Source organism: Bradyrhizobium sp. CCBAU 65884 (assembly GCF_028128835.1).
In the GTDB taxonomy this organism is placed as follows: Bacteria; Pseudomonadota; Alphaproteobacteria; order Rhizobiales; family Xanthobacteraceae; genus Bradyrhizobium; species Bradyrhizobium ottawaense.
In genome coordinates, this window is sequence record NZ_LBJU01000131.1 from 321,718 (window position 1) to 342,980 (window position 21,263).

20 protein-coding genes are annotated in these 21,263 nt (G+C 65.4%); 11 read left to right on the forward strand and 9 right to left on the reverse strand.

All coding sequences use genetic code 11. The annotated features are described in order from the left end of the window. Positions 1–163: 163 nt before the first annotated feature. On the forward strand, positions 164–1,282 hold the full coding sequence (gene mutY, locus XI03_RS34710) for an A/G-specific adenine glycosylase (RefSeq protein WP_271594607.1): 1,119 nt from the start codon (positions 164–166) through the stop codon (positions 1,280–1,282). Positions 1,283–1,334: 52 nt separating this feature from the next. Then, positions 1,335–1,754, forward strand: a complete 420-nt coding sequence (locus XI03_RS34715; protein ID WP_038948304.1) for a PaaI family thioesterase — start codon at positions 1,335–1,337, stop codon at positions 1,752–1,754. A 3-nt stretch (positions 1,755–1,757) separates the two neighbouring features. Here XI03_RS34715 and XI03_RS34720 read toward each other — a convergent pair whose 3' ends face one another. Continuing rightward, positions 1,758–2,216 (reverse strand): hypothetical protein, encoded by a 459-nt coding sequence (locus XI03_RS34720; protein ID WP_028141689.1) that lies wholly within the window; start codon positions 2,214–2,216, stop codon positions 1,758–1,760. 709 nt (positions 2,217–2,925) lie between these two features. Continuing rightward, positions 2,926–4,206 (reverse strand): flavin-dependent oxidoreductase, encoded by a 1,281-nt coding sequence (locus tag XI03_RS34730; protein ID WP_038972144.1) that lies wholly within the window; start codon positions 4,204–4,206, stop codon positions 2,926–2,928. Between the two features lie 126 nt (positions 4,207–4,332). Here XI03_RS34730 and XI03_RS34735 point away from each other — a divergent pair, with 126 nt between their 5' ends. Next, the gene (locus tag XI03_RS34735; protein ID WP_212476715.1) at positions 4,333–4,953 is read left to right on the forward strand and encodes a glutathione S-transferase family protein; all 621 of its coding nucleotides are present in this window, start codon (positions 4,333–4,335) and stop codon (positions 4,951–4,953) included. Between the two features lie 195 nt (positions 4,954–5,148). Here XI03_RS34735 and XI03_RS34740 read toward each other — a convergent pair whose 3' ends face one another. Next, complete coding sequence (locus XI03_RS34740; RefSeq protein ID WP_152103756.1) at positions 5,149–6,066, reverse strand: LysR family transcriptional regulator; 918 nt, start codon at positions 6,064–6,066, stop codon at positions 5,149–5,151. Between the two features lie 91 nt (positions 6,067–6,157). Here XI03_RS34740 and XI03_RS34745 point away from each other — a divergent pair, with 91 nt between their 5' ends. The 5 genes from XI03_RS34745 to XI03_RS34765 all read left to right on the forward strand — a co-directional run bounded on the left by XI03_RS34745 (position 6,158) and on the right by XI03_RS34765 (position 12,348). Beyond that, on the forward strand, positions 6,158–6,601 hold the full coding sequence (locus XI03_RS34745; protein ID WP_028141684.1) for a nuclear transport factor 2 family protein: 444 nt from the start codon (positions 6,158–6,160) through the stop codon (positions 6,599–6,601). Between the two features lie 50 nt (positions 6,602–6,651). Then, on the forward strand, positions 6,652–6,819 hold the full coding sequence (locus tag XI03_RS34750; RefSeq protein ID WP_080670146.1) for a DUF1127 domain-containing protein: 168 nt from the start codon (positions 6,652–6,654) through the stop codon (positions 6,817–6,819). A 126-nt stretch (positions 6,820–6,945) separates the two neighbouring features. Beyond that, positions 6,946–7,530: a biliverdin-producing heme oxygenase gene (locus tag XI03_RS34755; RefSeq protein WP_028141683.1), complete on the forward strand. Its 585-nt coding sequence runs from the start codon at positions 6,946–6,948 to the stop codon at positions 7,528–7,530. Continuing rightward, positions 7,527–10,073, forward strand: coding sequence for an HWE histidine kinase domain-containing protein (locus XI03_RS34760; protein ID WP_212476713.1), 2,547 nt, complete (start codon positions 7,527–7,529; stop codon positions 10,071–10,073). The genes XI03_RS34755 and XI03_RS34760 overlap by 4 nt, the downstream gene beginning before the upstream one ends. Before the next feature lie 265 nt (positions 10,074–10,338). Next, the gene (locus XI03_RS34765; protein WP_271594608.1) at positions 10,339–12,348 is read left to right on the forward strand and encodes a methyl-accepting chemotaxis protein; all 2,010 of its coding nucleotides are present in this window, start codon (positions 10,339–10,341) and stop codon (positions 12,346–12,348) included. A gap of 54 nt (positions 12,349–12,402) precedes the next feature. Here XI03_RS34765 and XI03_RS34770 read toward each other — a convergent pair whose 3' ends face one another. The 3 genes from XI03_RS34770 to XI03_RS34780 form a co-directional block, all read right to left on the reverse strand. Next, positions 12,403–13,089, reverse strand: a complete 687-nt coding sequence (locus XI03_RS34770; RefSeq protein WP_095426921.1) for a glutathione S-transferase family protein — start codon at positions 13,087–13,089, stop codon at positions 12,403–12,405. Positions 13,090–13,213: 124 nt separating this feature from the next. Next, a complete protein-coding gene (locus tag XI03_RS34775; protein WP_271594609.1) occupies positions 13,214–13,540 on the reverse strand; it encodes a hypothetical protein in 327 nt (108 codons plus the stop codon). Between the two features lie 188 nt (positions 13,541–13,728). Further along, positions 13,729–14,859 (reverse strand): site-specific DNA-methyltransferase, encoded by a 1,131-nt coding sequence (locus tag XI03_RS34780; RefSeq protein ID WP_028141678.1) that lies wholly within the window; start codon positions 14,857–14,859, stop codon positions 13,729–13,731. A 413-nt stretch (positions 14,860–15,272) separates the two neighbouring features. On the opposite strand from XI03_RS34780, the gene ypfJ reads away from it, so the two are divergent. Together ypfJ and moaB are read left to right on the forward strand one after the other, a co-directional pair. Beyond that, positions 15,273–16,208: a KPN_02809 family neutral zinc metallopeptidase gene (gene ypfJ / locus XI03_RS34785; RefSeq protein WP_028141677.1), complete on the forward strand. Its 936-nt coding sequence runs from the start codon at positions 15,273–15,275 to the stop codon at positions 16,206–16,208. A 160-nt stretch (positions 16,209–16,368) separates the two neighbouring features. After that, positions 16,369–16,932, forward strand: a complete 564-nt coding sequence (gene moaB, locus XI03_RS34790; RefSeq protein ID WP_028141676.1) for a molybdenum cofactor biosynthesis protein B — start codon at positions 16,369–16,371, stop codon at positions 16,930–16,932. A 188-nt stretch (positions 16,933–17,120) separates the two neighbouring features. On the opposite strand, the gene XI03_RS34795 is transcribed toward moaB, so the two are convergent. Then, positions 17,121–18,080 (reverse strand): bifunctional helix-turn-helix transcriptional regulator/GNAT family N-acetyltransferase, encoded by a 960-nt coding sequence (locus tag XI03_RS34795; RefSeq protein ID WP_095426922.1) that lies wholly within the window; start codon positions 18,078–18,080, stop codon positions 17,121–17,123. 63 nt (positions 18,081–18,143) lie between these two features. Further along, positions 18,144–18,719 (reverse strand): glycosyl transferase, encoded by a 576-nt coding sequence (locus XI03_RS34800; RefSeq protein WP_028141674.1) that lies wholly within the window; start codon positions 18,717–18,719, stop codon positions 18,144–18,146. Positions 18,720–19,044: 325 nt separating this feature from the next. On the opposite strand from XI03_RS34800, the gene XI03_RS34805 reads away from it, so the two are divergent. Next, positions 19,045–19,884, forward strand: coding sequence for an RMD1 family protein (locus XI03_RS34805; protein WP_183238434.1), 840 nt, complete (start codon positions 19,045–19,047; stop codon positions 19,882–19,884). Positions 19,885–20,070: 186 nt separating this feature from the next. Here the strand turns inward: XI03_RS34805 and XI03_RS34810 are convergent, their stop codons facing one another. Then, positions 20,071–21,261, reverse strand: coding sequence for an acetate/propionate family kinase (locus XI03_RS34810; RefSeq protein WP_271594610.1), 1,191 nt, complete (start codon positions 21,259–21,261; stop codon positions 20,071–20,073). Positions 21,262–21,263: the final 2 nt, after the last annotated feature.

Genomic DNA, 21,263 nt, shown 5'->3' on the forward strand with positions numbered 1-21,263 from the left:
CCCGCGGCGCGTCATGGCCGGGCCTAGCCGTCCGAAGGACGGCGTCGCTTCCGCTCGCCTATGTCCCGGCCATCCCGTTCTTCCCTCGAAGAAAGGCGTGGATGCCCGCGACGAGCGCGGGCATGACGTAGAGAGGCCGGTGCATTGCCGTTACAGTGCAGGAATGAGCTCCAGATCCGTCCGTAAGCCGAAGCCGGAACCTTCTCAGCCGGAGACATCATCACGCCCGGTGGCGTTGCTTGCTTGGTACGACCGCCACCGCCGCCGGTTGCCCTGGCGTGCCGCGCCCGGCGAGACGTCGGACCCATACCGCGTCTGGCTGTCGGAGATCATGCTGCAGCAGACCACGGTGAAGGCGGTCGGGCCCTATTTCGAAAAATTCGTCGCGCGCTGGCCGGATGTCACTGCGCTCGGACGGGCCTCGCAGGATGATGTGCTGCGGATGTGGGCCGGGCTAGGCTATTACTCGCGCGCGCGTAACCTGTACGCCTGCGCGGTCGCGGTGACGCGCGAGCATGGCGGCATCTTTCCCGACACCGAGGAGAGGCTGCGTGCGCTGCCGGGCATCGGGCCGTACACGGCGGCGGCGATCGCGGCGATCGCCTTCGATCGCCACACCATGCCGGTCGACGGCAATATCGAGCGCGTGGTGTCGCGGCTCTTTGCAGTTGAAGATCAGCTCCCGCAGGCGAAACCTCTGATCCAGCAACTAGCGGCGACGCTGCTTGCAAACTCCCGCGCCGGCGACAGCGCGCAGGCGCTGATGGATCTCGGCGCCTCGATCTGCACGCCGAAAAAGCCGGCCTGCTCGCTGTGTCCGCTGAACGAGGATTGCACGGCGCGCCTCCAAGGCACGCAGGAGACCTTTCCGCGCAAGGCGCCGAAGAAGAGCGGAACGTTGCGGCGCGGAGCGGCCTTCGTCGTCACACGCGGCGAGGATCTGCTGGTCCGCGGCCGGCCCGAAAAGGGCCTGCTCGGCGGCATGACCGAAGTGCCCGGCTCGGACTGGCTCGCCGGCCAGGACGACGCGGCGGCGAAGCTGCAGGCGCCGGCGCTGAAGGGGCTGTCGCGCTGGCAGCGCAAAATGAGCGTCGTCACCCACGTCTTCACACATTTTCCGCTGGAGCTGGTGGTCTACACGGCGAAGGCCGCAGCCCGCACCCGTGCGCCCGAGGGCATGCGCTGGGTGCCGCTCGCCACCCTTGCGGACGAGGCGCTGCCCAATGTCATGCGCAAGGTCATTGCGCACGCGCTCAACCTTTCAGCGGGCTCGTCCTCCTGACAGCACGCTGGCAGCAGCGCTACGCTATCGGGGTGCGAAACGGAGGCTGCCAATGGTCAAGACCGCGCTCGACAATTTTCCCAGGCCACCCTGTGCGGAGCTCTTGGGATGGCGCCTGCTCGATGCCCGCCCCGAGGAGGGCTGGATCAAGCTCGGCTTCGAGGGCAAGCCGGAGTTCTGCAATCCGGCGGGCTTCATCCAGGGCGGCATGCTCTCGGCCATGCTCGACGACACCATGGGCCCGGCCGTGCTGGTGATGAGCGAGGGCCGGCTCTATACCACCACCATCAGCATGACCGTGAATTTCCTCAGCCCCGCCAAGCCCGGTCCGATCATCGGGGAGGCGACGGTGACGCAGCTCGGCAAGACGATTGCGTTCGTCGAGGCCAAGCTGATGGCGGAGAACGGCACGGTGCTGGCAACGGCAAGCGCGACCGAGCGGTTGCTGGAAGCGGCAAGGGTGGTGCGGTAGTCGTTACCGTCGGGGCCGTGTCGCGGAGTGCTGCGCGCAAGGCTTATACAGCGCCCGAAGTGCTTTGCCGCGCAGCAAGATGAGTTGCGGCCTCAACCCGCCGCGCGCCGCGATCCAACGCTGCACCGGCCCGGGATACATGGAGTATAGGTAATTGGTGGCGTCAGGGTCGGTAATCGTCCTTCCTTTCCGACCGAAATCCCAAGCAGCGTGGAAGCCGAGAGCGGCCTTCGAGGTCACACAGATTTTGTCAGCGGCAACTGCACCGAGAACGATGGTGCACGATGAGGCACAAAGTCCATCGATGATGACGGTCTCTCCGGAAGTGCGCAGGCGTTCATATCTGTCAACATAGGTGTCGATTAGCCCGCCACGATCGCCGGCGATCCGTATCGCCGCATGACTTGCGTGCATTTCGGCCAGCAAGATAGCCGCCGCAAGCAACCCCGCCCGGAACTTCATGATCGCAGCCTCGGTTATTCGCGTCTATCGAATGGACAAATTTCTTTTCTCTCGCATCCAAGGATTGGCTTAGATCGAAGCGCACCAGCGGGCGGTTGCGGCCGCTCATGGTCTTCAGCCTCGGCCTGAAAGCGCTGGACCATCCCGGGACTTTGAAAAAGACAGGCGTTGATCTAGGTCAATTGGACATGCAGGGCGCGCCAAATGATGGGGCAAGTGCCTGTCCCGTTGACGGCATCACCCTGCGGATAGAACCGGCACTCCAATGACGGGAGGACGCCCATGTTTCGATATGCTCTGGTTGGCTTGGCCGCGGCCGCACTTGTCGGCGCAAGCCTTGTTCCCGATGACGCACTCGCGCGCGGCGGCCGCGGAGGAGGTGGCGGCTATCGGGGAGGGGGATTTCACGGTGGAGGCGCGCACTACAGAGGCGGTGCCGTTCACGCTGGTCGCTACGGCGGCCGCGCTCACGTCTCCCGGCCGATAGCAGGGTACCCCGTAGCACGTACTGCGGCGCGTAGAGGCGTCTACCGGGGAGCCGCATACGGAGCCGCGGCAGTCGGAGTCGGAGCGGCGGCGGCTGGTGCATACGGCTACTACAACAACCGTTGCTACGATGCCTACGGCAACTGGGTGTGTTCCAGACAGTATGGATATTGATGGGCCGTGACGGACGCGGGGCGGTTGGACAACTCTTGCCGCCCCGCCTTCAGGCGCTCACGCGCTTCGCATCTCCACTGACGATCGGCGGCTTCGCGTTCAGCGCCTCGACCTGGAAGCCCGCAACGCGCTTGTAGTTGGCGGCGATGTCTTCCAGTTCCTTCTGCGACAGCACGTCGGTGACGACCTCAAAGCCGTCGGGCGCGCGCTCTTCGACCAGTTGCATGACCTGCTCGGGTCCGTTCTTGCGGTTGAGCAGGACGAGGTCGGTGGTCGCGGGGCGGCGCTCGGCCTCATAGGCGAGCAGCGCCGCGGTCGTCGGTCCATGCGCGAGAATCTCGCGGGTGATGGTGCGGGCATCGAGGATGGCCTGCGAGGCGCCGTTCGAGCCGATCGGGTACATCGGATGCGCGGCATCGCCCATTAGCGTGACCTTGCCGAAGGTCCATTGCGAGACCGGATCGCGGTCGACCAGCGGATATTCATAGGCGTGCGGGCAGTTCTTGATCAGGCCGGGCACGTCAAGCCAGTCGAACTGCCAGCTCTCGAACCAGGGCAGGAACTCCTCCAGCCGCGCGGTGCGGTTATAGTCCTCGCGCCGCCACTGATAGGTCGGCGGCATGTGGCGCTCGGCGACCCAGTTGATCAGATGGTTGCCCGCCGCGTCCGGCGCCTTGCTGATCGGATAGCAGACGAATTTCAGGATCTCATGGCCGGCCATGATCATGGTGCGGCCGGTCAGGAAGGCCTTGGAAGGCGTGACGCCGCGCCAGAGGATGCGGCCGTTCCAGATCGGCGGACCTTCATTGGGATAGAGCTTTTCGCGCGCGGCGGAATGGATGCCGTCGGCGGCGATCAGGATCGCGCCGTCGTAAGTCCCGGCGGCCTTGCCGGTTGCCCGGTCGATGAAGTCGGCGCGCACGCCATCTGCCGTCTCGGTCCAGCCGGTCAGATGGTGGCTGGTGAGGATGTTGTCGCGGCCGAGCCGCTCGATCGCGGTGTCGAGCAGGAGCTGTTGCAGCGTGCCGCGATGGATCGAGAATTGCGGCCATTTGTAGCCGGCCTCCAGCCCGCGCGGCTCGCTCCAGATCGGCTTGCCGTGCTTGGAGAAATAGGCGAGCTCGCGCGTCCGCACCCCGCTGGCGTCCAGTCTGTCCATCAGCCCGAGCTCGATCAGCTCGCGCACCGCATGCGGCAGCACGTTGATGCCGACGCCGAGCGGCTTCAGTTCCGCGACGCTTTCGAAGACTTTTGCGGGAACGCCGATCTGGTGCAGGCTGAGCGCAAGCGTCAGCCCGCCGATGCCGCCACCGGCGATGAGTACGGTCATGACAAAATCCCCCTCCGATTGACGGCGTCTTCGCACAGCCGGGCGGCGGTGGGCAACTGCGAAGAGGTCCCCTATGGACGGGGCGGCGGAGGGCCGTTAACCTCGGGCTTTCCCATGAGGTCCGACATGCTCAAGCTCTACTACGCCACCGGCACCTGCGCGCTCGCCACCTACATCACCCTGGAGGAGGCCGGCGCCGACTACGCGGCTGAGCGGCTGAGCTTCAAGGACAACCAGCAGAACAGCCCGGACTATCTCAAGATCAACCCGAAGGGGCGTGTGCCGGCGCTGGTGACGGATCGCGGCGTCCTCACCGAGACGCCGGCGATGCTGGCCTATCTCGCGCAGACCTTCCCCAAGGCGAAGCTCGCGCCGCTCGATGATCCCTTCGACTTCGCCCAGGTGCAGTCGTTCAACTCCTACCTCTGCTCGACCGTGCACATCAATCATGCCCACAAGATGCGCGGTCCGCGCTGGGCGACGCAGGAGAGCTCGTTCGCCGACATGAAGGCGATGGTCCCGAAGACCATGGCCGCCTGCTTCGCCCTGATCGAGCAGAAGATGTTTCGGGGGCCCTGGGTGATGGGCGATCAGTTCACGATCTGCGATCCGTATCTCTACACCCTCTCGACCTGGCTCGAAGGCGACAGCGTCGACATCAACGCGACCCCGAAGATCGCCGAGCATTTCAAGCGCATGTCCGAGCGCCCCGCCGTGGCAAAGGTGATGGAAGCGCAGAAGGCGTGACAAATACGCGGTGTCGTCCCGGGCAAGCGCAAGCGCAGACCCGGGACCCATACCGCGGAATCTATCGATTGCGATCGGTAGCAATCCCGAACGAGCAGTCTTCGCCAAACCGCATCCTGTGGTTATGGGTCCCGGATCGGCGCTCCGCTTCGCTGCGCTTGTCCGGGACGACACCGTGTTTGGTGAAGCAGCATCCTACCCAGCCTTCCGCTTCTCCAGCTCCCGCCCCGTCTGCAGCATCAGTCGGCGCAGCCAGATCGAGCCGGGGTCCATCTGGGCGCGGGTCGGGTAGAACATGAACTGCTCGTCGATCCCGGGGTCGAGCGGTGGCGTCACGGTGACGAGGCCGAGCTGTTTCGACAGTGCCGCGATCAGCCGGCGCGGCACGAAGGCGACGAGATCGGTGCGGGCAGCGACGTGCAGCGCTTCGAGATAGCCTGACACGACCAGCGAGATGTGCCGCTCGATGCCCTTGGCGCGCAGCCAGGTGTCGATCAGATCCTCGTTGCTGCCTCGGATGATCACGCCGACATGGCGCGCGCCCAGGAACGTCTCGCGCCGCTTCAGCTTCGCCGCCAAGGGGTGGCCGCGCCGCACCGCCAGCGCGTCGCTGTCGACGTAGAGCAGCTGGCGGTGAAAGCCCTTGAAGGCGTTGCCGATCGAGATCACGAGGTCGATGGTGCGGGCGAACTCGGCGTGGAAAATCGCCGATCCCCGCCATGGCACGATGTCGATGCGGACGTTGGGCGCGGCCCGCGTCACCTTCTCCATCAGCGGCGGCATCAGCAGCTCGACTGCGAGATCCGGCATCATCAGGCGGAATTGCCGCTCGCTGCGTGCGGCGTCGAAGTCATCAGGCACGAACAGCCCGCGCACCTGATCGAGCGCCTGCGCCAGCGGCGCGCGCAGGGCCTGCGCCCGCGGCGTCAGCTCCATCCGCGCGCCCGTGCGCACCAGCAGCGGATCGCCGAGAATGTCGCGCAGGCGCTGCAGCGCGTGGCTGGCCGCCGGCTGCGACAGGCCCATCCGCAGCGCGGCGCGGCTCACGCTGGCCTCGCGCAGCAGGGCGTCGAGCGCGGTCAGCAGGTTGAGGTCAAGCGAATTCAAATTCATCAGGCGAATAGATATCATATTCTCTATCGATTTGAAGAATTCTGATGCTGCGGCGATCATCTCCGCGTTCCCACCAAACGGAGATGCCGCCATGAATGCGATCGCCAACAAGAAACTGATGCAGGATATTTTCGCCGCCGCCGCCAATCCCGATCCGAACGCGCGCGATCGAGCCCTGTTCGCTGCAAGCCTTGCCGAAGACGCCAAATGGGTCGTGACCGGCCAGTATTCCTGGTCGCGCACCTTCTCAGGCAAGGAGTCGATCCTCAACGATCTGCACGGCTATGTGCGCACCCGCCTGCGCGACCGCACGCGCACGGTCGCTCACCGCTTCATCGCCGACGGCGATGTGGTCGTCGTGGAGGCAAAGGGCGACAACGTCACGCCCGAAGGCGTGCGCTACGACAATGACTATTGCCTGGTGTTTCGTCTCGAGGACGGCAAGATCAAGGAGATCCGCGAGTACTGCGACTCGATCCTGACCGAGCGGGCGCTCGGTTCTTTTCCGCAGGCGCCGGTGAGGGCTGCGAGCTGAGTGGATTGCGCGTCGCGTCCGCCGGCGGGTTTCATCGGGCGGAGCCGGCGATGGTCGTGCGGGCGTGGCGGGCGCTGGTCGAAACGGTCCGTATCAGGCGCGAACGGTCCCGGGCCCGGGATCAACTCGCCGCCATGAGCGAGCGGGAGCTTCTGGACTGCGGGATGACCAGGGCGGAGATCGCGTACGAGCTGCACAAGCCCCGCCGGCGGAAATAAAGAGTCGAGGGTACGGTCCGCGCCTCTCCAGATATTCCAGTGCCGGCGGAACCTTCGGATTCCGCCGGCGTTTCCTTCGCTTCCGGGGCAATCGCGCCCCCGGCATTGCGCGCGTGTGGGAATTTCATGCTGGCTGGGGTTTCGGACGTCTCGACACAGGTGAACCCTGGCTTCCCTGGACTTCGTGAGCGACTGAGAGATGCGACTGCGGGTGCGCACCGGGAGCTCGATGCGCAACTTTCGTCGTTCGATCTCACCGTCTTGGCGGGCTATCGCCGCTTTCTTCAAGCCAGCGCCGGCGCGCTTCTTCCGCTCGAGGCCGCGCTCGTCGCGGCAGGCGTCGCCAGGATATTTCCGGACTGGCCGGAGCGGTCGCGCAGTGCCGCGATCGCGGCTGATCTCGGGCGGCTCGGCGGCGCCGCGCAATCCACCGTATCCGTGCCGCCGCTGACGCCCAGCGGCATGCTCGGTACGATGTACGTGCTGGAGGGCTCTCGGCTCGGGGCAAGATTCCTGCTGAAAGAGGTCGCGGAGGCCGCCGACCTGCGCATGACGGAGGCCACCAGCTATCTCAGCCATGGTGCCGGCAAGCGCCTGTGGCAGAGTTTCCTGTCGAAGCTTCAAGGCGAAGAGGCCTGCGACGAGGTCGAGGTGATCGCGGCGGCGCGGGTTGCCTTCGCCGCGTTCGAGCGGGCGGCGGAGCGGGCATGAACGAGGCGGTCAATCTCACCAATTGCGATCGCGAGCCGATCCACATTCCCGGCAGCGTGCAGCCGTTTGGCTTCATGCTCGCTGTGCTCTCGGATTTCACGATCTGCATGGCCTCGGACAATGTCGGCAGCTTTCTCGGAAGCGACGTCGCCGATCTGCTCCAGCAGCCGTTGACGAGCGCCATCTCCGAAGCCGCTGTCGAGACCATCCGCGGTCGCGTCGACTATTTGAGTGGGCCGGATGCGACCGAGCGCCTGTTCGGCGTCGAGCTCCAGGCCGGCAAACCGCTTTACGATCTCTCGATCCATTTCTCCGGCGTCTACCTCATCGTCGAGGCGGAGCCGAGCGTCCACGAGCCCGGCGTCAATTCCGGCGAGCTCGTCCGCCTGATGCTCGAACGGATCCGCAAGACGCGCGGCATGACCGAGCTCGCGCGGGAGGCCGCGCGTCAGCTCAAGGTGCTGACCGGATTCGATCGCGTCATGGTCTACCAGTTTCACCCGGACGGATCGGGCGAGGTGATCGCCGAGACCGCGGAAGCAGGGCTCGAATCCTTCCTCGGCCTGCGTTATCCTGCATCGGATATCCCAAGGCAGGCGCGCTCCCTCTACCAGCGCAACTGGCTGCGCATCATTGCCGACGTCAACGCCAGGTCGGCTGCCCTGATGTCGACCGCCACGCACAATGCGGGATTGCTCGACCTTTCGATGAGCGTGCTGCGCTCGGTCTCGCCGATCCATATCGAATATCTGCGCAACATGGGGGTGGCCGCCTCGATGTCGGTATCGATCCTGCGCGATGGCAAGCTGTGGGGTCTGTTCGCCTGTCATCATTATTCGCCGCGGTACATTTCGTTCGACAAGCGTACGGCCTCCGAGCTGTTCGGGCAGATGTTTTCCTGGATCGTCGAGGGACGCGAGCGCGAGGGCGATGTCGCCTATGAGGCGCGGGCCCACCAGGTCCAGGAGCGCTTGATCGAGATCGCTGCTTCGCACGACCACAGCCGCCGCGCGATCGTCGACTTTCTCGGCGATTACCGCAAGATGATCGACTGCGACGGCGTCGCGGTCTGGTCCGAAAACAAGATCGCGCTCGAGGGAGACACGCCGACCGAAGACGAGGTGAAGGACCTCGTCGCCTTCATCAACCGGACCTCGCCGGGCCGGATCTTCGCCAGCGCCGAGATCGCCAAGGTCTATGCCGCTGGCCAGGCTTTTCGCGACCGCGCGGCGGGTTTTCTCGCCATTCCGATCTCACGGACCCCGCGCGACTGCCTGATCTTCTTCCGGCGCGAGGTCACGCGGGCGGTGAACTGGGCCGGCGCTCCCGACAAGATCTACGACGAAGGTCCGAACGGGCCGCGCCTGACGCCGCGCAAGAGCTTCGAGCTCTGGCAGGAGACCGTGGCGGGCCAGTCGAAACCGTGGTCGGCAGCGGACATCCGCATCGCCGAGAGTCTGCGCGTCACACTGCTGGAAGTGATCCTGCAATTGTCCGACCTCGCCGCGCGCGAGCGCCGCGGCGCGCAGGAGCGGCAGGAGCTGATGATCGCCGAGCTCAATCACCGCGTCCGCAACATCCTGAGCCTGGTCCGCGCGCTGGTGGCGCAGAGCAAGGACACGGCGATGAGCGTGGAGGAGTTTGCGAGCGTTCTCGGCGGTCGCATCCAGGCCCTGGCCCGCGCCCACGACCAGATCACCAATCTGAACTGGGCGCCGGTGGCGCTGCGGACCCTCCTCGAATCCGAAGCCGGCGCCTATCTCGGGGCGCGCGCAGGCCGGGTGAAGATGGGCGGGCCGGACGTCGCGCTCGATCCCAAGGCGTTTGCCACGCTGGCTCTCGTTGTCCACGAGATGATGACCAATTCCGCCAAATACGGCGCGCTCGCCGATTCCACCGGCAGCGTCGAGGTGGTCTGGCGCCTCGATCCCTCGTCGAGCCTCGTGATCGAATGGAAGGAAAGCGGCGGCCCACCGGTGCAGCCACCGTCGCGGCGTGGCTTCGGCACCACGATCATCGAGCGCTCGGTGCCGTTCGATCTCAAGGGCGATGCCGAAATCCGCTTCGACCTTCTGGGCGTGCAGGCGACGTTCGTCATTCCCCCCAATTTCGTCGAGCTGGTGCCGTCGATAGCAGGAGCCGCCATGCGTCTTGAGGAACAGCAGTCCAGCCGACCCCGGATCTCCGAGACCGCGCTGATCGTCGAGGACAATCTGATCATCGCAATGGCGGCGGAGGTCATCCTGCTCGATCTCGGCGCGCGTCATGTCGACACCGCCGCGACCGTCGACCAGGCGCTGCGCTCGATCGAGCGGACCCGGCCGAGCTTTGCCCTGCTCGATCTCAACCTCGGCAGCGAGAGCAGCATCAAGGTGGCGCAGAAGCTGAAGGAGATCGGCGTGCCCTTCATCTTCGCAACCGGCTATGGCGAGCGCGCGCCGCTTCCGGTGGATCTGGCCTCGGCGCCGGTGGTCCAGAAGCCGTACACGCTGGAAGTGGTCGAGCACGCGCTCGGCAAATTGCAGCAGGCTGGCGCCCAATAGTCGTTCGTCCTGTGAACGCATGCAGCTCTGCGCATCCCGCTCGGGATTCGTACGCGAACTTTGCATAGCTGCTGACAAAAGCAGCAGTTTTCGCGCCCGCAGATCCAGATCGCGCGAAAAATTTGAAGGTTCAATTAACGAGTGTCCCCCATTGTGTCGCAGTGCAGCGTGGGTCGCAAAGACGCGCGGCTGCCAGGGTGGTCGTGACGATTTGCCGGAATTGTTCGGCCGCTCGAAGTGAAATGCATCTGGGTGGACAGTGGGAATGCCGAAGTTTCGTTTGCGGATCAGGGGACGCCTGTACGCAGGCTTCATGGCCTTGGTGGTGGTTGGTCTCGTGATGGCGGTGGTTGCCGTCTGGAATTTGCGGGCGGTGCAGGATCAGGTCGCAAGACAATCCGCACTTTCGGACAGCACGGCGCGGGTTTTGGAGATATCGACCCAGCTTCAGGCGATCCAGCGGGCCAATCTGCGTTACGTCTACGACGCCAACGAGCCCGCGATGAAGGAGGCGCAAGAGCGGGAAACCGCGGCGACCGAGCTGTTGCGGGTCGGCGCCAAGGGGACGCTCTCGGAGGATCGACGAGCGCTCTACAACGGCCTCATCGACGACATTGCCAAGATGCGACGCCTGCGTGACAATCTCGGCGACGCCGTCAACGAGGCGAGAACGGGCAAGGCGACGTTGCTGCCGAGCGGCGAGGAGCTCGCCGTCAAGATGGGCAAGCTGGTCGATGCGGCGCGCGCCGCCGTCGACGAAGACACCGCGGCCCTCGTCGCCGACCTCGAATCCAGGATCCTCCTTGTTCGGGTCGCGAACTGGCGCTTCCTGGCGCTGCGCGACGCGCAGGGACCCGCGAATTTCAGGGCGAGCGTAGACAGGGCGGCGCAGCGGCTCGCGGCTCTCGAAAAGAGCCCGCAGGCGGCGGAATTGCGCTCCACGCTCGCGCCGGTGAAGACCTCGCTCGGAATCTACAAATCGGCGTTCGAGACGACGTCCGCCGCGATGCTTCAGGCCGACGAGATCTACCACAAGAGCCTCGCGCCCCTCATCGTCGACAGCGTCGGCAGGCTCAAGGCCGCGGAAGCGACCCTGAAGAAGGACTATCAGGAATCGCGTACGACCGCCGAAGCCGTGATCGCGGGCACCACGACCATTCAGGAGATCGCCGGTGGCCTCGCCGTCCTGTTCGGCTGCATCGTCGCCTTCCTGATCGCCCGCGGCATCGTCGGTCCCCTGGCCTCGATGACGCGCGCGATGGGGCTGATCGCGGGCGGCAATCTCGAGGTCGAGATCCCCGGCCGCGGCAAGGCCGACGAGATCGGCGACATGGCCAAGGCGATCCAGGTGTTCAAGGACAACATGGTCGAGACCGAGCGACTGCGCGCCGAGCAGACCGAGGTCGAGGCGCGGCAGGCGGAAAGCCGCAAAAAGGACATGGTCAGGCTCGCCGATCAGTTCGAGCAGGCGGTCGGCGAGATCGTGAACACCGTGTCGTCGGCATCGAACGAGCTCGAAGCCTCCGCCGGCACCTTGACCACGACCGCCTCGCGGGCCCAGGACCTGTCGACGGAGGTCGCCAGCGCCTCGCAGGAGGCCTCGGCCAATGTGCAGGCGGTTGCCTCGGCGACCGAGGAGCTGTCCTCCTCGGTGTCGGAGATCGCCCGCCAGGTGCAGGAATCAGCCCGTATCGCGGTCGAGGCCGTCGGTCAGGCGAGCAGGACCAACGACCGCGTCGGTGCGCTCTCCAAGGCCGCCGCGCGGATCGGCGACGTGGTCGAGCTGATCAGCACCATCGCCGGCCAGACCAACCTCCTGGCGCTGAACGCCACCATCGAGGCGGCGCGCGCGGGTGAAGCCGGCCGCGGCTTTGCCGTGGTCGCCTCCGAGGTCAAGGCGCTCGCCGAGCAGACTGCGAAGGCCACCGGCGAGATCGCCCAGCAGGTCTCCGGCATCCAGGCCGCGACGGAGGAATCTGTCGGCTCGATCAGGGAGATCAGCGGCACCATCGAGCGGCTGTCGGAGATTTCGTCGACGGTCGCGGCCGCCGTGGAGCAGCAGGGCGCGGCGACGCAGGAGATTTCCCGCAACGTCCAGCAGGCGGCCCATGGCACGCAGAGGGTGTCGTCCAACATCGGCGACGTGCAGCGTGGCGCCTCCGAAACCGGATCGGCCTCATCGCAGGTGCTGTCGGCGGCGCGCTCGCTGTCGGCCGACAGCAACCGCCTCAAGCTCGAAGTGGCCAGGTTCCTGAACTCGGTCCACGCCGCCTGAATCCCAAACGCAAAAGGCCACGCGCATGCGCGTGGCCTGAAAAGAACGGCGCGATCAGGCGACCTTGGTCGCCATGTGCTTGAACATGTTGGCGCGGGCCTCGTCGTCCATCTCGGCCTTGAAGGTGAACTTGTCCTTCAGCGCGATCGCGCGTGCCGCCGCCGGCCGTGCCGAGATCTCGTCCACCAGCCGCTTCACGTTGGGGTAGCGCGCGAAGGCGTCGTCGCCGAGCTTGAACGGCAGCATCCGCGCCCAGCCCCACAGCGCCATGTCGACGATGGAATAGCTGTCGCCAACCATGTAGCTGCGCCCTTTGAGGTGACCGTCGAGAACCTTGTAGTGGCGATCCGTCTCGTACTGGTAGCGGTTATGGGCGTAATCGTGGTTCTGGTCCTTTGGCGCAAAATGCTTGAAATGCACGGCCTGACCCGAATACGGCCCGACGCCGGTTGCGATGAACATCAGCCATGACAGCGTCTCGCCGCGCACGCTCGCGGCGGGCAGGAACTTGCCGGTCTTCTCGGCGAGATAGAGCAGGATGGCGTTGCTGTCGAACACGATGGTGCCGCCATCGTCGATCGCCGGGACCTTGGCATTCGGATTGATCTTGAGGAATTCGGCCGTGAACTGCTCGCCTTTGCGGGTGTCGATCTTCACCGGCTCGAAGGGCAGGCCGGACTCCTCCAGAAAAAGCGCGACCTTGGTCGGGTTCGGCGATCCGTTGAAATAGAATTTGAGCATCGATCTCCCCAGTGTTTTTGCAAGGCGCGGACGCAGCGTCATTGCCGTGCGGCCTGTCTTGCCTGAACCCGTTGCGGGAGGGCAACCGGCGAGTTTGCCGGGCGGTATCTGCGCGCCACGCAGATCAGCCGGCGTAACAAAGGCCGATTGCCGCCGTAACGACCATCGCGGCGCCGACCGCTTCCAGCCGCAGCCCGAGCCGCGTGGCCAGATGCATGTCGGAGGCCCGCGCCGCGCGCTCCGATCCGCGCGCGTAGCCGTGAACGATGACGTCGTGATTGAAATTGTCGTGCGCCTCGTTGCTGCTGGCGAGCCCGACAGAGATCACGAGCACGCCCAACAGCGCGAGGCCGAAGAATCCGAGCAGGGCGATCAGGAACATCGGAAACATGCCGAGCAGGAAGATCGGCAGCAGCGGCACCAGCAGCAATGTCTCGGACTGTCGTCGCATGGGGCCCACCGGTCAGGACGGGGCTGATCGGGCGAATCTAGTCCTGGCGGGGGCGGCATTCAACCACCACTGCTGTCATTCCGGGGCGCGCCTCTTGCGCGAGCCCGGAATCCATTGGGCCGCATGTGCTGTGGTTGGGTGGATTCCGGGTTCTCGCTTCGCGAGCCCCGGAATGACGGCGGAGAGGATCACTCCGCCGCCATGCCGGCGCGGATTTCGGCGCGGAGCTCGTCGATCAGCTTGAGACCCTTCTTGGTCTCGATGTGCCAGAAGGTCCAGCCGTTGCAGGCCTGGGCGCCCTGCGCCACCGCGCCGATGCGGTGGATCGAGCCGACCTTGTCGCCGAACATGATGGCGCCGTCGGCACGGACCAGCGCGCCGAGCTTCTTCTTGGCGTCGAACAGCTTCGTGCCGGGCATGATCATGCCGCGCTCGATCAGTTCGGAGAACGCGACCCGCGGCGCTTCGCGCGCGGTCATGAACGGGGCAAGGCTTGCTTCCGGCAGCGGCTCGACCGCGGCGATGCGGGCTTCGGCAGCCTTGGCATACGTCTTGTCGCGCTCGAAACCGATATAGGAGCGGCCGAGGCGTTTGGCCACGGCGCCGGTGGTGCCCGTGCCGTTGAAGGGATCGATCACGAGATCGCCGGGCTTGGACGAGGACAGCAGCACGCGCGCGAGCAGGCCTTCCGGCTTCTGCGTCGGATGCACTTTCTTGCCGTCGGCGCCCTTGAGGCGCTCCTCGCCGGTGCAGAGCGGGATCAGCCAGTCGGAACGTGCCTGCACGTCCTCGTTCGCGGCCTTCAGCGCCTCGTAATTGAACGTGTAGCCCTTGGCCTTTTCGTCGCGCGCGGCCCAGATCATGGTCTCGTGCGCGTTGGTGAAGCGGCGGCCGCGGAAATTCGGCATCGGGTTCGACTTGCGCCAGACAATGTCGTTCAGGAGCCAGAAGCCGAGGTCCTGCATGATCGCGCCGACGCGGAAGATGTTGTGATAGGAGCCGATCACCCAGATCGTCGCCGACGGCTTCATCGCGCGGCGGGCGGCAAGCAGCCAGGCGCGGGTGAAATCGTCATAGGCGGAGAACGAATCGAACTTGTCCCAGTCGTCGTCGACGGCGTCGACATGGGATTCGTCGGGGCGCTTGAGGTCGCCCTTGAGCTGGAGATTGTAGGGCGGATCGGCGAACACGAGGTCGACCGAACCAGCCTGAAGCTTCGACATCTCGGCGACGCAATCACCGAGGATGATGCTGTGCGAAGCGGACTCAAAATTTGTGCGGGGCGCCCTTGCAGACGCCCCGCGACGCGACACTACCATGACTCAAGAACTCTGACTCAGGCGACGCTGTCGGCGACGCGGGACCAAACAACCGACTGACCGTTACAATGAAGCGGCAAAGTAAAAATCGACTTAACCCGCCGCTTTCGTGAGCAGGCCTCGCATCGCTCCCCGCGTGCGGTTCACTGCGCGCACTCGCCGTGTTTTGCAGTGTATTTCGCGTTTCGTCGCGTTGCGGGAGCGATCATGGCTCCAAAAAGGCGCCAAATTTCTCTCGGAAAAAATTGCTCGACCCTCGGAAAAAATTGCTGGCATCGGCATGCTGTCGCACTAGGCAATAATTGCCGAGCGGGATATTGATAAAAGCAACGGAAATTTTACGTGTGTGGCGCGTTGAGCTTTCGCGCTTCTGCGCCCAAATGATGCCAATCGACGACTGAGGGAAACCCGCCATGCGCTACGATGATTTCCGCCGCAGCGACGACATCGAGGATCGTCGCGACGATGGTGGAGGCGGCGGTGGCGGAGGCGGGTTCGGCCTTCCGATGGGCGGCGGCGGGCTCGGCATCGGCACCATCATCGTGCTTGGCCTGGTCGGCTACGCCTTCGGCATCGATCCGCGCATCCTGATCGGCGGCGCCGAGATCCTCACCGGCGGCGGCCAGGCGCCGAGCTACCAGACCGATCGCCAGTCGTCTTCGACCGCCAAGCGCGGCGCCCCGACCGACGAGATGGGCAGCATGATCTCCGGCATTCTCGGCGAGATCGACGACCGCTGGAGCGAGATCTTCCAGGCCTCGGGCCAGTCCTACACCGGGCCGAAGGTCGTGCTGTTCCGTAACGTCACCAATGGCGGCCGCTGCGGCCGGGCAGAGTCGGCGATGGGGCCGTTCTATTGTCCGCCGGATCGTACCATCTTCCTCGACACCTCGTTCTTCCGCGAGGTCGAGACGCGCTTCCGCGGCTGCTCCGGCAAGTCCGCCTGCAACTTCACCACCGCCTACATCATCGCGCACGAAGCCGGCCATCACATCCAGAACCTGCTCGGCATCATTCCGCGCGTGACGCGGCTGCAGCAGCAGGCGGGCTCGAAGGCGGAGGCCAACGCGCTCCAGGTGAAGGTGGAATTGCAGGCCGATTGCCTGTCCGGCGTCTGGGTCAATCGCGAGTCGAAGAAGCGTCCGAACTTCCTGGAAGCCGGTGACATCGACGCCGCGCTGACCACGGCGAGCGCGATCGGCGACGATACGCTGCAGCGCCAGGCCACGGGACGCGTCGTGCCTGACTCCTTCACCCACGGCTCGGCGGCGCAACGCAAGCAGTGGTTCATGACCGGCTACCAGCAGGGCACGGTCCAGGCCTGCAACACGTTCGGCGGCGGGACGTAGTAGTCTCGCTGCCGTGCCCCGGACGCAGCGCAGCGCTACTTCAGCGGTGCGCTGCAGAGCCGGGGCCCACACCGCCGGTCTCCCAAGCCTCTAAATGGGTCCCGGCTCTGCGTCGCGGCGCTGTTGCGCCGCACCTAGTCCGGGACACGAGAGACGCATCATGGCCTCCATCGACGAAGCAAAACAGTTCATCCCGCTCGACATCGCGGTGCTCACCGTGTCCGACACCCGTGCGCTCGCGGATGACAAGTCCGGCCAGACGCTTGCCGACCGCCTAGCCGCGGCCGGCCATCGTCTCGCCGCGCGCGAGATCGTCACCGACGATGTCGAGGCGATCCGCGCCGTCGTTCGCCGCTGGATCGCAGATAGCGGCATCGACGTCGTCATCACGACCGGCGGCACCGGCTTCACCGGACGCGACGTCACGCCGGAGGCGATCGAGCCCTTGTTCGAGAAGCGCATGGACGGTTTTTCCATCGCCTTCCACATGCTGAGCCACGCCAAGATCGGGACATCGACGATCCAGAGCCGCGCCACCGCCGGCGTCGCGGGGGCGACCTACATCTTCTGCCTGCCGGGCTCGCCCGGCGCCTGCCGCGATGGCTGGGACGGCATCCTGGCCGCTCAGCTCGACTACCGCACGCGCCCGTGCAATTTCGTCGAGATCATGCCGCGGCTGGACGAGCATCTGCGAAGGCCGAAGGCGCAAGGCGCGACGGTGTAAGGGCGGATCGTTCTCGGGGGGCTCTCCGCATCATCAGTATCGTAGGGTGGGCAAAGCGACTTGTCCGCCATAGCTCGAAGAGCGACGGCGGAAGCGTGCCCACGATCTCTGTCCGCAATGCAGGGGCCGTGGGCACGGCGCTCATGCGCCTTTGCCCACCCTACGATTCCTGACTTGTAGCGACAGCGCTACAGATCCCGCTCCCAGGTCTCGCCGACCAGATCGGCACCGAAGCTGTGGTGCTTCTCTTGCTTCACGAGCTTGAAGCCTGCGCTTTGATAGATGCCGCGTGCGGCAACCAGGATGCTTTGCGTCCACAGCGTCATCTTGCCGTAGCCCCGCTCGCGTGCCCCCTGGAGGCATTGCTCGACCAGCGCACGGCCGACACCGAGCCCGCGCGCTTTCTTCTCCACCTGCAAGAGGCGCAGCTTGGCGATCTCGTCGGTGGCCTTGACCAGAAAGATCGAGCCGACGGGCTCGCCGCCCACTTCCGCGATCCAGCAGTGCTCGCGCGCGGCATCGTAGTTCTTGATGAACTGTGCGCAGATCTCGGCGACCAGCGCTTCGTAGCTGATGTCCCAGTTGTAGTCCGCGGCATAGGCGGCGGCCTGCCTGGAGATGACCCAGCCCATGTCGCCGACGCGATGGCTGCGCAGCATGAAAGCCGCAGGCTGGGTTCGACGTTGCTCCAGTAGGGCCTCGATGGTCGCCATGGCCTGCGTGAGCCGCGTTGCATCGCTGGCCGAAAGCTGAGCCAGCATTGCGGCGACCTCGTTTTGCGAGCTCAGGTTCAGCTTGGCGTAGGTCTGGCGGCCCTTGGCGGTGAGGCTGAGCTGGTATTGCCGGCGATCTGCGGGCAGGGGCCTGCGCGTGATCAGCCCCTTTTCGTCGAAGCTCTGCACGATGCGGCTGAGATAGCCGGGATCGAGGCCAAGCTCGATTCCGATCTCCTTTGCCGCCAGCTCGTCGCGATGCGCGAGTTCGTAGAGCACGCGGGCCTCGCTGAGCGAGAACGGGCTCTTCCCAAGATGCTGGTCGAGCACACCGAGCTTGCGGGTATAGAAGCGGTTGAAGGCGCGGACCGCTGCGATGCGATCGTCGGCGACCTGCTCGATTGCAAGGGGTAATGGGGAAGAGCTTGATGGCATGACGGCACCTCAATATTTGCCATTGTCAATTAATTATTTGACTTTGGCAAGTATCAGGTGGCTTCAGCCGACCATGACGATCTGGCTGCGCAGCACGGTCCGGGACGAGCGGCCGAGCCGGCGGAGCAGTCGTGCCTCGGAACGGCGGGCCTGCGGCGGGTAGCCGCCGATCCGGTCGTAATGATCACGCGCGATCAAAAGGCCCTGATCGCCGAGCGGGCCGATCACCCTGCGCACCACGGCCCGGAGGATGTCGCGCAATCCGGTATCGGCGTAAGGCGAGCGCGCATAGCGGAACACGGCAGCGCGGTCCCGTCCGCTGGTCGCGACGGCCTGGATGAACTGGGTGGTTTCCTCGATCCAGCCGGTTTCGAGCACGGCGCCTGCGGGCAGGAACATCAGCCACGGCGAGCGGGCCTGGAGCGCGCCGGCCGCGAGCGCGGCGCCTTGCGAGGATCCCTCGAAGCCGACGAAACGGCAGCCTGCGACGTCGGCAACCCGCTCGATGACGCCGTTGCGGGTGCCGTCGACCAGAAGCACCTCGCGGATGACGCCGGCGGCGGCCCCGGGGACCAGCGCGGCCAGAGTCGCCACCGCGGTCTGCTCGACGCCTTCGGTCGGAATGATGACGCTCAGCATGATTGAGGCTTCAATGTCTGCACTTCGGGAGAAGCGTAGCTTGTTATGATGTTGTCATAAACACGTGGCGTTGCCGAGTGCAACTTTCCGGCCGCGCTTCGGCGTGCGATGGTAAACTGCAGCCAGTCCTCGCAGCCAAATGTGTCACGCGCGGGTTGGCGATGTTGCCGAATGTTTCGGCACAAGCTCGTCCCGGGGGGATTGACCTGGAGTTTTACGGCGACATTGCGCGGCGCGCGGGTAGTTGGCTCCTGCAGGGACGGGGCGCCCTGCAAGAAAGGTTCGAACGGGACATGTGTGACCTTGGTGGCGGCGGAGGCTTCCTGTGAACGCCGATCAACTCGCTGTTGGCACGGCCTCGACATCGCCGAAGCCGGAGGCTGCGCCGACCTTGCGGATCCGCGCGCTGATGCTGGGCGATCGCATCAACGCCGCCGGTCTCGAGATCGGCACGCTGGTCTCGTCGACGCCCGCCGCCTTCCGTGTCCATGCCGGCCTCGCCGTGATCTTCCGTTACGGCGTCGTGGTGCTGATCGGGCTGCTCCCGTCCGAGGAGAAAGTGCTGATCGACAGCCTGAAGCCGCGGGTGATCGGCGAGCTCAGCCCGTATGAGGAAGAGATTGCGCAGGCACAGCTCTGCAAGGATGAAAGCACTGAAGCGATCCAGCCGGGCGGGCCGATCTGCCTCGCAAAGTTCTCCGACGACCGGCTGCTGCTGGTTGCGGACGCGCTCGCCAAGAGTACGTCGCTCGCGCGCGACGAGCGCCGCGTCGCCGCGGTCTTCGATGTGATCGAGCCGTTTGCGCGGGAGCTCGCCGAGCACGGACGCACGCCGCGCCGTCGCAAGGGCATCCTGCAACTGATCGGCAATGCACTGCTGGTGCAGCAGCGCGTCGCCGGGCGCGTCGCGATCGCCGAGAAGCCCGACGTGCTCTGGGAGAAGCCTGAGCTCGACCGGCTCTATTCGCGCCTCGAGGACGAGTACGAGCTGAAAGAACGCCTCGACACGCTCGAGCGCAAGCTCACCGCGGTGTCGGAGACCGCCAACGCGCTGACCGACATCATCGACACCCAGCGCTCGCTCCGCCTGGAGATCGCGGTCGTGGTCCTGATCGTGATCGAGGTCGCGATCGGGTGTTTTCAGATCCTGACCGGGACGCATTAGTTCGTGCGTGCCATTGTGCCCTCTCCAGTCCCCGCGAGTCAGGAATCGTAGGTGGGCAAAGGCGCACTTGCGCCCTGCCCACCATCGACGCCACATTGACAGACGTGGTGGGCACGCTTCCGCCTTCGCTCTTCGAGCAACGGCGGACAAGTCGCTTTGTCCACGCTACGAGACTGACACGTTCTTTCAGTTGGGATGGCCTTGCTGCAGCAGCGCGGCGCAATGGCGCGCGATCGTCAGCTCTTCATTGGTTGCAATGACGCGCACATCGACCGCGCTATCGCTACCGCTGATCCGCTCACGTGCCTGCTCGTTCGCCGCCGCATCGATGCCCACGCCCATCCATGCGAGACGTTCGCCGATCGCGCTGCGGATCTCCTTGGCGTGCTCGCCGATGCCGCCGGTGAAGACCAGACAGTCGAGGCCGCCAAGCGTGGTTGCCATCATCGCGACCTGCTGCGCCGCGCGGAAGGTGAAAAGATCGACCGCGTCTCGCGCGGCAATCTCGCCGCTCGCAAGCAGCGTGCGCATGTCCGCGGAGATGCCGGAGACGCCGAGCAGGCCCGACTGGTGATAGAGCAGGTGCTGGACATCCTCGATCGAGATCTTTTCGTGCTGCTGCAGATAGAGCAGCACGCCGGGATCGATCGTGCCGCAGCGTGTGCCCATCACGAGACCGTCGAGCGGCGTCAGCCCCATGGTGGTGTCGACGCTGCGGCCGTTGCGCAATGCGCACAGGCTGGCGCCGTTGCCGAGATGCGCGATGACGGTACGCTTGGCGGTGAGCTCCGGCGCGATCTCGGCGAGGCGTCCCGCGACATACTCGAAGGAGAGGCCGTGAAATCCGTAGCGTCGGACGCCACGTTCCTCGTAGCGCCTCGGAATGGCGAAGCGGCTCGCCGGCGGCGCCAGGCCGTGATGGAACGCCGTATCGAAGCACGCGATCTGCGTCAGCGCTGGCCGGATCGCCGCGAGCGCGCGAATTGGCGCGAGGCACCGCGGCTGGTGCAACGGCGCCAGCGGCGTCAGCGCCTTAAGCTTTCCGATCACGTCGTCGGTCAGCGCGACCGGGCCTGAATAATCCGGCCCGCCATGAACGATGCGATGGCCGACGGCACGCAGATGGTGTCCGCCGAACCGGTCGTCGATGAAGGCGAGCACATCGGCGAACAGATGGCCGCCGTCGGCGTCCGGCGCCTCCCTCGCTGTCTCGAACAGGTCTTCGCCCGCGGGGCTCTTCACCACGAGCCGGGGTTTTGCCTCGTGCTCGTCGAGCAGCCCCTTGCAGAGCAGGCGGGGTTCAACAGCCGAGATCTCGAACAGGCCGAACTTGATGCTCGACGATCCCGAGTTGAGGACGAGGACCGTGTCCGACATGG